The 14,738-nt window shown below is 64.7% G+C and carries 13 protein-coding genes; 6 read left to right on the top strand and 7 right to left on the bottom strand.

Annotated features, from left to right (window positions below; genetic code table 11):
- Positions 1 to 55: 55 nt before the first annotated feature.
- A complete protein-coding gene (locus FB597_RS00220; protein ID WP_144767501.1) occupies positions 56 to 1,261 on the bottom strand; it encodes an acyl-CoA dehydrogenase family protein in 1,206 nt (401 codons plus the stop codon).
- Between the two features lie 91 nt (positions 1,262 to 1,352).
- Entirely contained in the window at positions 1,353 to 2,264 is a 912-nt protein-coding gene (locus tag FB597_RS00215; protein ID WP_144767499.1) for a LysR substrate-binding domain-containing protein, read from the bottom strand.
- Positions 2,265 to 2,386: 122 nt separating this feature from the next.
- Here FB597_RS00215 and FB597_RS00210 point away from each other — a divergent pair, with 122 nt between their 5' ends.
- Both FB597_RS00210 and FB597_RS00205 read left to right on the top strand, forming a co-directional pair.
- Complete coding sequence (locus FB597_RS00210) at positions 2,387 to 2,866, top strand: heme-binding protein (protein ID WP_144767496.1); 480 nt, start codon at positions 2,387 to 2,389, stop codon at positions 2,864 to 2,866.
- Between the two features lie 18 nt (positions 2,867 to 2,884).
- Positions 2,885 to 4,519: an MFS transporter gene (locus tag FB597_RS00205; RefSeq protein ID WP_370454618.1), complete on the top strand. Its 1,635-nt coding sequence runs from the start codon at positions 2,885 to 2,887 to the stop codon at positions 4,517 to 4,519.
- On the opposite strand, the gene FB597_RS00200 is transcribed toward FB597_RS00205, so the two are convergent.
- Positions 4,446 to 5,345 carry an NAD-dependent protein deacetylase gene (locus tag FB597_RS00200; RefSeq protein ID WP_144767492.1) on the bottom strand — a complete coding sequence of 300 codons (900 nt, stop codon included), beginning with the start codon at positions 5,343 to 5,345 and terminating at the stop codon, positions 4,446 to 4,448. The two genes, FB597_RS00205 and FB597_RS00200, sit on opposite strands and share 74 nt — an antisense overlap.
- A 192-nt stretch (positions 5,346 to 5,537) precedes the next feature.
- Here FB597_RS00200 and FB597_RS00195 point away from each other — a divergent pair, with 192 nt between their 5' ends.
- Positions 5,538 to 6,461: a LysR family transcriptional regulator gene (locus tag FB597_RS00195; RefSeq protein ID WP_141911650.1), complete on the top strand. Its 924-nt coding sequence runs from the start codon at positions 5,538 to 5,540 to the stop codon at positions 6,459 to 6,461.
- A 161-nt stretch (positions 6,462 to 6,622) separates the two neighbouring features.
- Positions 6,623 to 8,311, top strand: a complete 1,689-nt coding sequence (locus tag FB597_RS00190; protein ID WP_144767490.1) for a DUF3300 domain-containing protein — start codon at positions 6,623 to 6,625, stop codon at positions 8,309 to 8,311.
- 102 nt (positions 8,312 to 8,413) lie between these two features.
- Here FB597_RS00190 and FB597_RS00185 read toward each other — a convergent pair whose 3' ends face one another.
- The gene (locus FB597_RS00185; protein ID WP_141911646.1) at positions 8,414 to 9,340 is read right to left on the bottom strand and encodes a LysR family transcriptional regulator; all 927 of its coding nucleotides are present in this window, start codon (positions 9,338 to 9,340) and stop codon (positions 8,414 to 8,416) included.
- A gap of 362 nt (positions 9,341 to 9,702) precedes the next feature.
- Here FB597_RS00185 and FB597_RS00180 point away from each other — a divergent pair, with 362 nt between their 5' ends.
- Both FB597_RS00180 and FB597_RS00175 read left to right on the top strand, forming a co-directional pair.
- A complete protein-coding gene (locus FB597_RS00180) occupies positions 9,703 to 10,551 on the top strand; it encodes an alpha/beta fold hydrolase (protein WP_221628544.1) in 849 nt (282 codons plus the stop codon).
- A 27-nt stretch (positions 10,552 to 10,578) separates the two neighbouring features.
- Positions 10,579 to 11,592 carry a TRAP transporter substrate-binding protein gene (locus FB597_RS00175; protein WP_144767488.1) on the top strand — a complete coding sequence of 338 codons (1,014 nt, stop codon included), beginning with the start codon at positions 10,579 to 10,581 and terminating at the stop codon, positions 11,590 to 11,592.
- A 159-nt stretch (positions 11,593 to 11,751) separates the two neighbouring features.
- On the opposite strand, the gene FB597_RS00170 is transcribed toward FB597_RS00175, so the two are convergent.
- The 3 genes from FB597_RS00170 to FB597_RS00160 all read right to left on the bottom strand — a co-directional run bounded on the left by FB597_RS00170 (position 11,752) and on the right by FB597_RS00160 (position 14,722).
- Complete coding sequence (locus FB597_RS00170) at positions 11,752 to 12,495, bottom strand: SDR family NAD(P)-dependent oxidoreductase (protein ID WP_144767486.1); 744 nt, start codon at positions 12,493 to 12,495, stop codon at positions 11,752 to 11,754.
- A 205-nt stretch (positions 12,496 to 12,700) separates the two neighbouring features.
- A complete protein-coding gene (locus tag FB597_RS00165; protein ID WP_141911637.1) occupies positions 12,701 to 13,894 on the bottom strand; it encodes an acetyl-CoA C-acyltransferase in 1,194 nt (397 codons plus the stop codon).
- 63 nt (positions 13,895 to 13,957) lie between these two features.
- Complete coding sequence (locus FB597_RS00160) at positions 13,958 to 14,722, bottom strand: SDR family NAD(P)-dependent oxidoreductase (RefSeq protein ID WP_141911635.1); 765 nt, start codon at positions 14,720 to 14,722, stop codon at positions 13,958 to 13,960.
- Positions 14,723 to 14,738 lie beyond the last annotated feature (16 nt).

Here is a 14,738-nt window from a genome sequence, read left to right as displayed (position 1 = left end):
TGCCGCCTCAGTTGAACGAACGAATACGCATGAGGATATTTGCTGCCTGGTGGGATCAGGCGTAGCCGTTGCCGAAACGCTCGTCATGCGGCCGGCCGTTGAGGTGGTAGTTGCCGATGGCCGCCTCGCGCTGGATCGCCGGATTGTGCGAAGCCAGCGTGCGCGCGTTGCGCCAGTGGCGGTCCAGCCGGCGGGTTTCGCTGGTGGCCGAGGCGCCGCCCACTTCGAACAGCAAGGTGGTGGCTTCCAGCACCTGGCCGATGACGATCTGCTGCGCTTCGAAGGTCTTGATGTCGAGCGCGTTGTAATCCTCGGTGGCGACCGTGCCGGCGCGGCGCGCGGCATGCAGCGCATCCTGTTCGCGCGCCACGGCCAGCGTCAGTTGCTCGGCCGACCACGCCAGGCTGGCCAGGCGGCCGACCACACGATGCACCAGCGGATTCTCGCGCGGGCTGGAGTTGCCTGGCACGCCGAAGGTGCGGGTGCGCGGCTGGGTGAATGCCACCGCATCGCGCAGCGCGGCGCGCGCGATGCCCGACAGCGCGGCCAGGTGGAACGTCTGGTAGAAGGAGGTGATGATGGTGTTGCGGCGCGGCTGCGATGCATGGTAGCGATCCAACACCTGGGCGTCGTCGACCAGCACGTTGTGGAAACGCGTGGTGCCGCTGCCGGTCAGGCGCTGCCCGAAGCCGTCCCAGTCGTCGACGCGTTCGACGCCCGGCGCGTCGGCGGGCACCAGCACATTGAAATCGGATTCATGGTCGTGCGCGCGCACCAGCACCCAGTCGGCATACAGGGTACCGGTGGAATAGTACTTCTCGCCGTTGAGGCGCCGGTGGCCGTTGCCGTCCTTTTCCAGCAGCACGGAATTGCCGGTGGCGGCATTGCGCTCGGACGTGGCCGCGCCGAAGGTCTTGCCGCTGCCGATCACATCCAGCCAGCGGCGCGTGTCGGCGTCGTCCTTGCGTTCCAGCAGCAGCTCGGTGAAGCCGGCGTTCACGCGCAGGATCTGCGGCAGGTTGGATTCGGCCTCGCCCAGGCGGATCAGCAGGTAGAAGTAATCCTCCAGGCTCACGCCGGCCCCGCCGTGCGCGACCGGTACGCGCAGTGCGGAAAATCCCGCTTCCTTCAACTGGCGCACTTCCTCGAAAGGCAGGCGGCGCTCGGTCTCGCGGGTGATGCTGTCTTGCGCGATCAGCGCAAACAGGTCGGAAAAGCGTTGATGCAGCGCGTGAGCGGATGCGTTGGCGGATGTGCTCATGATGTCCTCGGATGATAGATCCCGAGGATTATCTGGCAGCCGCCCCATCCTGCTGAAGGAAGAAAAACGGATATCGATATGCGGCCGCGAGTCAGCCTGCGGCCACCGCCGGCACCACCAGCGGCACGCTCTTGCGAATGGCCGCGATCATGTTCTTTACCGCCGGCGAACGTTCGAAGCGACGAAACACCGCGGCCACTTCGGAACCGATGGCCGCGCCCGCCAACGGCCGGTAAACCACATTGGGCAAGTCCACCACCTGGGTCAGCACGCCCGGCACCACCGCCACGCCGGCGCCCACCGAGACTTCGGCCAGCACCGCCAGCAGGCTGCCGGGCCGGCTCTCGCTGCGCGGTGTAAAGCCGCCGCGGCGGCAGACTTCATGCGTGCCCAGTTCCTGCTCGGGCAGGATAAAGGCTTCGTCCGCCAGCGACCTGGCCTTGACCGCCTGCCCCGCCGCTGCCGGCTGGGCCAGCGCGTGGTCGGCCGGCAGCGCCAGGCAAAAGCGGTCGCGCAGCAGCACATGCGTTTGCAACGACGGCGCCAGCGCCAGCGGCATGCGCACGAAAGCGACGTCGACGCGCCCTTCTTCCAACGCCTCGGACAAACGGTGCATCGGCCACTCCCGCGCCTGCACCTCGGCATCGGGCCACTGGCGGCGAAAGGCGCTGATCTGTTGCTGCAGGATTCCGCCGAACACCGCCGAACCGACATAGCCGATCTCCACCCGGCCCAGTTCGCCGCGCCCGGCACGGCGACCGACATGCAAGGCTTGCTCGAATTGCGCCAGCACGCCGCGCGCTTCCTCGGCAAAGGCCTCGCCGGCGGAAGTGAGCGCCACCGAACGCTTGGTGCGCACGAACAGCTGCACCTGCAGCTTGCGTTCCATTTCCTGGATCTGCACGCTCAGGGTGGGCGGGGCAATGCCGAGCATTTCCGCCGCACGGGCGAAATGCAGCTGCTCCGCTACGGTCAGGAAGTAACGCAGATGGCGCAGCTCCATGGCACACCTCTTTCATTGAATTAGGTATTAACTAATTAATTTAAAAAACTCATGTATTGAACTGAATTATAGGCACTGATTGAATGGATAGCTCACTTCCATCCTTTATCAAGGAGCAACACATGTTCAAGAACACGCTTTCCCTCGCCATCGGCGCCGCCGCGCTGGCCGCCGCACAACTGGCCGGCGCCGCCAGCCTGCCGGTGCAGCCGGTGCTGACGCTGGCCGCGGCGCAGCAAGTGATATCAGCCGCGCAAGCCAAGACACAGGCCGAGAACTGGCCGTGCGTGATTTCGGTGGTCGATGCCGCCGGGCTGCCGCTGGCGCTGGTGCGCATGGACAACGCGGCGGTGCCGGCCGGCGTCGAGATCGCACCGGGCAAGGCGCGCACGGCGGCGCTGTTTCGCCGTCCCAGCGGCGCGCTGGAAGATGCGATCAACGGCAACCGGCCGGCCGTGGCGACCGCGCGCGGCTTCGTGCTGATGCGCGGCGGCTTGCCGCTGGTGGCGGACGGCCAGATCGTCGGCGCCATCGGCGTATCGGCCGACACGCCGCAGCACGATGAGGAAATTGCCAGGGCCGGCGCAGCTGCACTGAAGTAAGAGCCCCAACGGGCGCCAATGGCCATCGACAAGGAGCCAGGAGGAGACACCATGCGCACCCTGTTTTCAAGCGCCGCCGGACGGATATTGCTCAGCGGCTCGCTGGGCTGCGCCATGACGGTGCTGGACACCAACGTGGTGGGCATCATCCTGCCGACCATCGCACGCGAACTGGGCGCCTCCTTCACCGACATCGAATGGGTGGTGAGCGCCTACGTGCTGTGCTTCGCCGCCCTGCTGCTGCCGGCCGGCTCGGTGGCCGACCGTTATGGCCGCAAGCGCATCTTCCTGTGCGGCATCGCGGCGTTCGCCCTGGCCTCGCTGGCCTGCGCGCTGGCGCCTTCGGCGCAGGCGCTGTATGTGGCGCGCGCGGCGCAAGGCATCAGCGCGGCGTTGCTGCTGGCGCCGGCGCTGGCCATCATCGGCCATGCCTTCCACGATGAAGCGGAACGCACCCATGCCTGGGCCGTGTGGGGCGGCATCATGGGACTGGCCATGGTGCTCTCGCCGCTGGCCGGCGGCGCCATCAATGCGCTCTTGGGCTGGCGCTGGGCCTTCGCCATCAATATCCCGATCTGCCTGTTGCTGGGCGTGGCGGTGCTGCGCCATATCCCGGAGTCGCGCAATCCGTCCGTGCGCCCGCTGGACCTGCCGGGCATCCTGTCTTTCTCCAGCGCTATCTTCATGCTGACCTGGGCCCTGATCACCGGACCCGAGCGCGGCTGGGGCAGCGTTGTTTTCGCCGTCCGCGCTGCGGGCGGCGTTTTTTTATTCGCATCGTTCATCGCCCTCCAGCGCAAGGGAGCACATCCCATGCTGGACTTGTCGCTGTTCCGTTCGGCCGGATTCATCGGCGCGGTGGCGGCGATGTTCGCCTATGCGGCATCGGCGCAGGTGATGGCCTCGTTGCTGCCGCTGTTCCTGCAGAATGCGCGCGGCATGCAGGCCGGCGCGGCGGGCTTGGCCATGCTGCCGTTCGCGCTGGCCATGCTGCTGTTGCCGCAAATCGGACGGCGCCTGGCGCGCACCTGGCCTGCGGCGCGCATCCTGATGCTGGGGCTCTGCACCGTGGCCTTGGGCAACCTTTTCATGGCGCTGGCCGCACATACGGGCAGCGGCGCGCTCACCATGATCGGCATGGCCGTGCTGGGCAGCGGCGGCGGACTGCTCAATGGCGAAACGCAAAAGGCCATCATGGGCAACGTGCCGCGCGAACGTGCCGGCATGGCCTCGGGCATCAGCACCACGTCGCGCTTTACTGGCGTACTGGCCGGATTCACGGGGTTGGGAGCAGTCCTGGCGGAAGGCGCGCGGCAGGCCATGGCGCGCGCGCTGGCGACGCTCGGCACAAACGGCACAAACGGCACAAACGGCAACAACGGCGCAAACGGCGCGCATGCCAGTGAATTCATCGCGCGCGCCATGGCAGGCGACTTCGGCGGCGCGGCGCAGCTCTATCCGCAGCAGCGCGAGGCCGCCGTCGCCATCGCGCGGCGGGCCTACGGGCTGGGCTTCTCGCATGTGTTCACGGCGGCGGCGCTGCTGGCGCTATGCGCGGCCGGCATCGTGGCCTGGTCGGTCAGGCGCGCCGCCCTTCCAGCACCAGCGACATCAGCCGCGGCAGCACCGATTCGGCGGACGCCGCGATCTTGAACGCCAGCAGCGGGTCGGCGCGCGTGAGGCCGCGATTGATGGCCGCCACCGGCTTGCCCGCTTGCGCCGCCATGCGGACAAAACGAAATCCCGACAGCACCATCAGCGACGATCCCACCACCAGCATGGCATCGCAAGCATGCGCCGCCTGCTCCGCTTCGGCGGCGCGCGCGGCGGGAACGCCGTCACCGAAGAACACCACATCCGGCTGCAACATGCCGCCGCACAGATCGCACGACGGCACATGGAAATCGGCATCGGCGTCCGGTTCCAATTGGGCGTCGCCGTCCGGCAAGACGGCGGCTTCGGCGTCGGCCAGCGCGGGGTTGAGCCGCTCCAGTTCGTCCTGTATCCGGGCTCGCTCATACAGGGCGCCGCAAGACAGGCAGCGCACCGCGTGGATGCTGCCATGCAGTTCCATCACCCGGCGGCTGCCGGCCTGCTGGTGCAAGCCGTCGACGTTTTGCGTCAGCACGGCAGCCACTCGCCCCGCCGCCTCCAGTTGCGCGATGGCGCGGTGCGCGGCGTTGGGCCGGGCTTGCGCCAGGCGCGGCCAACCCAGCATGCTGCGCGCCCAATAGCGCTTGCGCGCCGCTTCGAAAGCGCGAAATTCGGCGCCCTGGATCGGCAGGCGGCCGCGGCGCACGCCGTCTTCGTCGCGATAATCGGGAATGCCGGAAGCGGTGCTGATGCCGGCGCCGGTCAGCACCAGCACGTTGCTGCTGGCCAGCAGCAGGCGCGCCAGCGCCTCCAGTTCTGCCTCGCTGGCGATGTCGGTGTCGCTGTCGATGTCGGCGGGCGTTGCCGCTGGCAGTGAATCGTTCATGGAAACCGGGCTGGTGATGGGAACAGGGTGCAGCGTAAGCCATTTTCGCGCGTCTTGCCGGCCGGACGCTCCCCGGCCCTGCCGGCGGCAGCCAATACCATCACATGGTGATATATTCATGCGAAATGCCTCCCCGTACATATCGGCCGCACAAGACATCGTAACCGGGCCGACGACATTCCCCATTTCCCCATGGATATCAATCTCGCCCGCACCTTCCTGGAAGTCGCCGCCAGCGGCAGCTTCATCCTGGCCGCTGAACGGATGCACCTGACGCAAACGGCCGTCAGCGCGCGTATCCGCACGCTGGAGGAACAACTTGGCCGGCAGCTTTTCATCCGCAACAAGGCCGGCGCCAGGCTGACCGCGGCCGGCGAACGCTTCATGCGCCATGCGACGACGCTGGTGCAGGTCTGGGAACGTGCGCGCCAGCAGATCGCGCTGCCGCCGGGACGCAAGGACGGCATCAGCCTGGGCGGGGAGCTCAGCCTGTGGCATCCTTTCCTCGCCGACTGGCTGATCTGGATGAAGCACTGCGCTCCCGACATCGCCATCCGCTCCGAGGTCGATATGCCTGCCCGGCTGCTCGATCGCGTGCAAGACGGCTCGCTGGACCTGGCGGTGATGTACGGCCCGCCGCCACGCGAAGGCCTGGTGTCCGAATTGCTGCTGGAAGAAAAGCTGATCATGGTCAGCACCGAAAAGAACGGCGTCGTCGATCCCGAGCGCTATGTCTATGTCGACTGGGGGCCGCACTTTGCCATCAACCACCAGGCCGCCCACCCCGAACTGAGCAATCCCTCGCTGACGATTTCCCTGGGGCCGCTGGCGCTGACTTACCTGCTCAGCGTCGGCGGCGCCGGCTATTTCCGCGCCGGAACCGCCCAGCCGTTCATTGATGAAGGCCGCCTGCACCGGGTTCCCGGCACGCCGGAATTTTCGCACTCGGCCTATGTCGTGTATGCCACGCAGCGCGACAACGGCACCATGAACCATGTGCGCCAAGGCCTGAAAACCATCGCCAGCGGCAAGGAGCTGCCCGGACTCAACCACCGCATTGCCGCGCGCCCCCTTTTCACCGTTGCCGGCGCCGCTACCAAGGCACGGCACCGGTAACCCTATTGAGCCTATTCAGGCTATTGTCAGCTGCCCGTTACAGCCTGTAACGCCTGTAACAGGCGCAGCGTCAACTCGGCATCCGTGACCGCCGTTGGGGAAAAACCGGGCAAGATCCGCACCGCCGGATCCGCCCTTATTACCGCCGACAAGGACACGACATGACAGCTGATCAAAACCGGTTCACCACCCTGGTGTCCTCCTCGCTCATCATCAGCCTGCTCGCGCTTGCAGGTTGCAACAGAGCCGACACCCCGGCCGCCCCGCCCTCCAACGCAGCCGCAGCGGCTCCGGCCACACTCCCCTACACGCCTCCGACCGCCGACCAGTTGTCGCAGATGGTGGCGCCGATCGCGCTGTTCCCCGACAAGCTGGTCGCGCAGGTGCTGGCCGGCGCGACGTACCCCGACCAGATCGCCTCCGCCAACCAGTGGCTGGCCCAAAATCCCTCGCTCAAAGGCGCCGCCTTGCAGGATGCGGCAAACCGGCAGCCGTGGGATGTCAGCGTCAAATCGCTGACCGCATTTCCCTCGGTGCTGAACCAGATGGCCGGCAACATCCAATGGACCACCGCGCTCGGCGAAGCCTATGTGAACGACCCCGGCGATGTGATGAACGCCATCCAGGCGATGCGTTTGCGCGCGCAGCAGTCCGGCAACCTGAAGACCTCGCAGCACCTGAAAATCACCTCGGTCGCGCGCGCGGCGCCGCCGCCTGACTATGCCAGCGCGCCCGGCGAGCCGCCGGTCTATGCCGGACCGGCAGTGATACCGCCGCCGCCGCAAACGATCGTGATCGAACCGGCACAGCCAGATGTCGTATATGTGCCCAGCTATAACCCGGCCGTGGTCTACGGCGGTACGGTTCCGGCCTATCCCGGCTATGTCTATCACCCGCCGGTCTACAGCACGGGCGACGTGGTGGCCACCGGCGTGCTGTCATTCGGCGTCGGCATTCTGGTCGGCGCGGTCATCAGCAATCACGACTGGGGCTGGCATTCATGGGGCATGAACTGGGGCGGTCCCGGCCCCGGCTCAGGCGGCGGCCCCAATTATGGCGGAGGCCCCGGCGGCGGCTGGCATCGTCCCGCGGTGGTCTACAACAACACGACGTATGTCTCGAAGTCGACCACCGTCATCAACCATATCGACAACCACAACAACAACTCGCGCACGGTCAACAACTACGGTACGACCAATAACAACAACGGCACCATCAACAACACCAGCATCAGCAACAATACCAATCGCCCGGGCTTCAACGCGGCCACGCCGAACGCCAATGCGCACATGCAGGCCGGCCCCATGACGATGCCGCATTTCAGCGCCGGCGATGCGCGCCCCGGCGCGCGTCCGGCCAACGTCCCGCAAGCGCAGCACGGAGCCGGCAACGCGCCCATGCAGCCTCACGCCAATGGACACGAGCCTGAAATGACGCCGCACGCCGCTGCGCAGAAACCGAATGCCGTCCCGGCGCAACATCAGGGCGCCATGGAGAACCGCCAGCAGAACGCCGAACGGCCGCATCGGCCCGACACGCGTCTGTCCGCTCCGCCGCCGGACGCAGCACGCCAGGAACATGCGGCCAGAGAGAATATGCCGGCACACCAGAACCCCTCCGCACCGCCACGGCCACAGGCGCAACCGCCTCACGCGCAAGCCCCGCAAATGCATGCCCAATTGGCGGAGCCACCAAGGCCGCAAACCCAGCCGCATGTTCAGCCGCATGACCCGCCACATCCACAACCACATATGCCGCAGCCCCACCCGCAAGAGCATGCCCAACAGCATCCGCAGGAACATCCGCATCCGGCCCAAAAAGAAGAGCGCAGGGAAGAGAAAAGGGAATGAAGACAAGCCGGGCGATCGGTTTCGCCGGGCTTGTCGTCGCGCATGACGTCAGCGATGACGACAGAACGCCGGCGGCATTGTCCCTCGCTCCCTATCTCCCGGTCATTTCAGCCAAGTCATCTGTGCCGTCTTGCCATCGAGATAGCCTGCGTTTGCCTCGGCGACTTCCCTGGTGTAGTCCCACAACGCCCGGATGCGCGCCAGCTCACGCCGCTCCGGCGGAGCGACCAGCCACAGCGAACGCGTGATGTCCACCTTATGCGGCAACACGGGGACGAGATTGTCGGTCACGTTGGCCAGGAAGCATGGGAGGATGGCAAGCCCAAGACCGGCTTTCACGGCCTGCGCCTGCGCCACGACGCTCGTACTCCGCAGGCATCGCTTGAGCGATGCCCCCCATTTATGCAGATGGAATTGCTGCGGCGAAAAAAGCAGGTCGTCGACGAAGTCGATCCACAAGTGATCCTGAAAATCCTCCGTGCGCCTGATCCGTGGATGACGCGCCAGGTACTCGGGAGTCGCATAGGGAAGCAATCTGTATTCCCCCAGCTTCCTGGTCACAAAACTGTTGGCTCTTGGCCGGTCGAGCGCCACTGAGGTATCGACTTCCCTTTTCGAAATATTCAGTGACCTGGGAAGCGGCAGCACATCCATGGCGATGCCCGGATGACGCTGGCAGAAATTCGAAAGATGGGGCATCAGAAAGAAAGTCCCGAAAGCTTCCGTGGCGCCAATCCGGATCTCGCCGCTGAGTTCCATCCGGTCGCCCCCGGCCGCCTGGGACTCCATGACCGAGAAGGTGCTTTCAAGCTTTTCCGCATGCTCGAAGAGATGATGGCCGGCCGTCGTCAAACGCAGCCCCTGGGCGCTGCGGTCGAAGAGTTTTGAACCGACGTCCTTTTCGAGCTGCCTGATGCGGCGCGAGATCGTCGACTGGCTCATCTTCAGCAGGTGGGCCGCCTCCACTCCCGACTGGGTGCGTGCCGCGGCAAGGAATATCCTGAAATTGTCCCAATCGAAGTTGCTCATTCCGGTCTCCCTCGGCTATTCATATTTGCATAACCCAGTTTCATTTTCGTCTGTAGCAAATGCCAAATTTGCAAACTAAGATGATTATCACTTTTCAGGAAAAAGCAGCAAGCGGATTCGCACCGAAAGCTGCATCCATGATTTTCATCAGGAGACGACATTGAGCACCAGCCACGGCCATGCGGCCATCTGCCATTCGCCGTAAACCATTTCCCGCGGACGACGCGCCAGTCGTCCTCCATCGCTGCAGCCCGATTCAACGCCAACGCGCATCCAGCACGATGGCGCGGGCGGCTGCCGCCCCGACGGACAGGGCGGCCGGCCGATGGCCGTATTCCTTATCCCTCTTTTACGGAGCCCCCGTGACAACAGTTACACATCACTTTGCCGACCTGGATGACGTCAGTCTCCACTACCTCACTGCAGGAAGCGGCTTCCCCGTGGTCTTGCTGCATGGCATCCCCCAGACCTCCTACGAGTGGCGGTACGTCATCCCCCATCTGGCCAAAGATTACCGGGTCATTGCCCCCGATCTGCGGGGCCTGGGCGATTCGTCCAGGCCTGCTTCGGGTTACGACAAGAAAACGGTATCGAACGACGTATGGCGCCTGCTTGAGTCGCTTGGCATCGACAGTTTCCATCTGGTCGGGCATGACTGGGGCGGGCCGACGGCCTTCTCACTGGCCGCCCAGCATCGCGACGCCGTCAAGAAGCTCGCCATTCTCGACGTCGCCATCCCGGGAGACGGCGCCGACTTTTCTCAAGGTGGGCGGCGCTGGCACCACGCCCTCTTCCGCACCCCGGACCTGCCGGAGGCCCTGTTCCAAGACAGGGAACGCCTGATCATCGATTGGTTCTTCGATAACTACGGCCACCGGCCGAACTGCATCGGCGATGAGGATCGCAAGGAATATATGCGCACCTACGCCAAGCCCGGGGCCATGCGGGCGATGTATTCCTTCTACCGCGCGCTGCCGCAGGACGCCGCCGACAACCGGCTGATGCTGCAAAGGGATGGAAAACTGAAAATGCCGGTGCTCGCGCTGGGAGGCGCCAAGGGATTCGGCCGGGCAATGGAGACCATGGAATCCCTCCAGAGAGTCGCCGAGGATGTCCGGGGCGGGCTGGTTCCCGACTCCGGACATTGGGTAACGGAAGAGCAGCCCGAGTTTATCGCCAGGGAACTCCTGAAGTTCTTCGGCGAGAAGTAAGCAAAAAAGAAAATCGAGGAGACAACCATGAATACCAACCGACGCAAACTGATGATCACCGCCGCCAGCGCGGCCGGCGCCTGCATCGCATTGCCATCCCTGGCCTGGGGACAGGCGCAGTTCAAGATGAAATGCGCCAACATCATGCCGGCCGACCATCCGCTCAATGTGCGCCTGACCGAGGCCAGCGCCAGGATCAAGGAGCAGACCAACGGCCAGGTCGACATCGCCGTCTTCCCGTTCAGCCAGTTGGGCACGGACGCGGACATGTTGTCGCAGGTACGAGCGGGCGCGATCGATATCTTCGTCCAGTCCGGGCTCATCCTGGGTTCGCTGGTGCCGGTGGCGGCGATCAACGGCATCGGTTTCGCATTTTCCGACTACTCCAAGGTGTGGCAGGCGATGGACGGCCCCTTGGGCAATCACATCCGGGCCGCCTTCCTGAAGTCGAACCTGATCGCGTTCGACAAGATGTGGGACAACGGCTTCCGGCAGGCACTGTCTACCGGAAAGCCCATCCGCACTCCGGACGACCTGAAGGCGTTCAAGATCCGGGTGCCTCCCAGCCCGCTCTGGACATCGCTTTTCAAGTCTCTGGGCGCGGCGCCGGTGTCCATTCCGTGGGCGGAGACCTACTCCGCGCTGCAAACCCGGATGGCGGACGGCATTGAGAACGCGCTGGCGACCATCTACTTCTCCAAGATGTATGAGATCTCCAAGCACGTCTCTTACACCAATCACATGTGGGATGGGTTCTGGACGGTTGCCAACAGGAAGTCATTGGAATCGCTGCCGGCATCGGCGCGGGAGATCGTTGTCAGGGAAATCAACGATGCGGCGGTCAAGGAGAGGGCCGATGTCGAGAAGCTCAATGGGGCGCTGGTCACGCAGCTGGCGCAGAAAGGAGTCCAGTTCACCCAGGTCGACCGCGCACCGTTCCAGGAAAAACTGCGCCAGTCCAGCTTCTATACCGAGTGGAAACGCCGCATGGGCGATGAAGCATGGTCCTTGCTCGAAGCGACCACAGGCAAGCTTGCCTGACTAACCGACCTGACCGCCGGCGTGCTTTGCGGCCGGCCCTGCGGGACCGGCCCAGGCGCCGGCGTTGGCCCGGCACATCGCTGCGATTGCGCTTTTTCTATGAGGCCGGCGCAAGACCGGCAATTTGGTTTCGCGGGCCGCGGGGTATTTGCATTCCGGCTAAGTAAGGTTCAGTCCCCCGTCCGCTACCAGTATCTCCCCGGTGAGATACTGGTTATTGACCAGTGCCGCAACCAGATCGGCAATGTCATCCGGGGTTGCTGCCCTTTTCATCGGCGACCTGGTGCGCCAGAGCTCTTGTGCATGCTGCCACCCGGCCGTTAGCGGCGTGTCCACCAACCCGGGCGCAATTGCATTGACACGGATATCGGGCGCCAGCGAAAGCGCCAGCAGCCTGGTGACATGATTCAGGGCTGCCTTGGTCGCCGCATAAGGGATGGAAGCGCCCTTGGGGCGCACCCCGGCGTGAGAACTGATATTGACGACGCATCCCGCATGCCCCGTCCTTGCCGACGCGCGCAAGGCTTGCTCGGCCAGCGCAACCAGGTGATAGGGAGCGACCAGATTGACTTCGTTCAGCTCGCGCCACACATCGGAGGTAGCCGCCAGAAGATCGCTGTGCGCAATTATCCGGCTAATCCCGGCATTATTGACCAGGACATCCAGTCGGCCATAGCGTTCAAGCGCCTGCTCGACCAGATGGCGGCGATCCGCCTCAATCGAAAGATCCGCCTGGAAATAGACGGCATCGCGAAGCTCTCCGGCGATCTGCCGGCCGGCATCGACCGAGGAGCGTGAATGAACGACGACGGCATATCCCTCCCGGGAAAGTCTGCGCGCAATCGCCAGACCGATGCCGGAAGCGGAGCCTGTCACAAGTGCAACGGGGAGTTCTGAGGTCATGGGTGCGAAAGATCAGGGGCAATCCCGACAAACTATCATTTGCACGCGCCAATAGTCCAGCCGTAAATCGCAAGTCCGGCGCAAGCAGCCCGCTGGTTAGGCCGATCCTCGTCCGGCGCGTTGTGCCGTGCGGGCCAAGCCGGGGCGATGAGGCCGGCTTTCCCTTGCTCCTCAGCGTCGGTGCAGGCCGATATCGCGCTGGCGCTCACAGCATCTCCAGCGCCATGGCCGTGGCTTCGCCGCCGCCGATGCACAGGCTGGCGATCCCCTTCTTGCCGCCGGACTTCCTCAGCGCGCCGAGCAGGGTGACCAGGATGCGGGCGCCGGATGCGCCGATCGGATGTCCCAGGGCGCAAGCCCCGCCGTGGACGTTCACCCGTTCAAGATCAAGGCCAAGATCGAACGCGGCCGCCATCGGCACCACCGCAAACGCCTCGTTGATCTCGAACAGATCGATCTCGTCGACGCCAAGGCCGGTCTTCTGGAACAGTTTTCTCATGGCGCCCACCGGCGCCGACGGGAATTTTGCCGGAGTGCCGGCGTAAGCGGCATGGCCGATGATCCGGGCGACAGGTTCCAGCCCGAGCCTTTCCGCCACAGACGCGCGCGCCAGCACCAGCGCCGCGGCCCCGTCGGAAATCGACGACGAATTGGCCGCAGTGACGGTGCCGCCAGGCTTGAAGGCAGGCTTGAGGGACGGCACACGCTCCAGGTTCACGGCGAAAGGCCCCTCGTCCTTTTCCACGACGACGGCGCCTTTCTTTCCGTCGACCTTGATGGGCGCGATTTCCCAGTCGAAACTCCCATCCAGGCTGGCGTTCTTTGCACGGACGGTGGAACGGATGCTATAGGCGTCCTGGTCCTCCCGCGAGAAGCGGTAACTTTCCGCACACTCCTCGGCAAAGCATCCCATCAGGCGGCCCCGGTTCTCATCCGAGTAGGCATCCTCCAGTCCATCCAGGAACATGTGATCGAGCAGCCTGTCGTGCCCCAGCCGATAGCCGCGGCGCGCTTTCGGCAACAGGTAGGGCGCGTTGCTCATCGACTCCATACCGCCCGCCACGACGATGGATGAGGTGCCGGCCAAAATGCTGTCGTGGCCGAGCATGACGGACAGCATGGCCGAACCGCAGACCTTATGGATGGTGGCGCAGGCGACGCTGGCAGGCAGCCCCGCCCGCAACACGGCCTGGCGCGCCGGCGCCTGTCCCAGGCCTGCTTGCAGGACGCACCCCATCAGGGCCTGTTCGACCAGCCCCGGATCGATGCGCGATCGGGCCAGGGCCGCTTCGATGGCATGGCCGCCGAGCTGCGGGCCGGACAGGTCGGCGAAAGCCCCCTGGAAGCTCCCCATGGGAGTCCGGGCGGCGGAAACGATGACGATCGGATCGTGTGACATTGCTTGCTCCTGGCAATGGGCAGAGGGTGGGGAAAAGTGAAACAAAGACGGGCCATCGGGACATTACCTGGCGGCCATTCGCAGCGCGCCATCCACGCGGATGACTTCGCCGTTCAGATAGCGGTTTTCCAGGACGTGCATCACCAGCGAAGAAAATTCGGCCGGCTTGCCCAGGCGCGGCGGGAAAGGAACGGTCTTCCCGAGCGATTCGAGGACTTCGTCCGGCATCTCCAGCATCATCGGCGTCTCAAAGATGCCCGGCGCGATCGCCACCACGCGGATACCGTATTTGGCAAGGTCGCGCGCCAGCGGCAAGGTCATGGCAACGACGCCGCCTTTTGACGCCGCATAGGCGGCTTGCCCCATCTGGCCATCGAAGGCGGCCACCGACGCGGTATTGACAATGACCCCGCGCTCGCCGGATTCACCAGGGTCGTTTTCACGCATTGCCTGGGCGGCAAAGCGCGCCATATTGAACGTGCCGACCAGATTGATGTCAAGGGCGCGTACAAAGCTGTCCAGGCGGTGCGGCCCTGACTTGCCCAACAGCTTTTCGGCCGGCGCGATGCCGGCGCAGTTGATGAGGCCCGCCACTTCCCCCATCGAACGTGCGACCGCAAACGCTTGCGCTGCGCTAGTTTCGTCCCGCACGTCGGTTTGAACGAACCTGGCATGACCGCCCAGCGCTGATTCCGCCTTTTGGCCGGCGACCGGATTGACATCGGCCAAAACCACCTGGCCGCCAGCGGCAACCAGCGCCCTCGCCGTAGCTGCCCCCAATCCGGATGCGCCCCCGGTCACGACATACACGCCTGCCTTGATTCCCATTGTTGCTCCTTTGGTG

The sequence above is a fragment of the Herbaspirillum sp. SJZ099 genome (assembly GCF_007828355.1).
GTDB lineage: Bacteria > Pseudomonadota > Gammaproteobacteria > Burkholderiales > Burkholderiaceae_D > Herbaspirillum.
The sequence above is the reverse complement of the archived record's forward strand: the minus strand, read 5'-3'. Positions and strand labels throughout refer to the sequence as shown.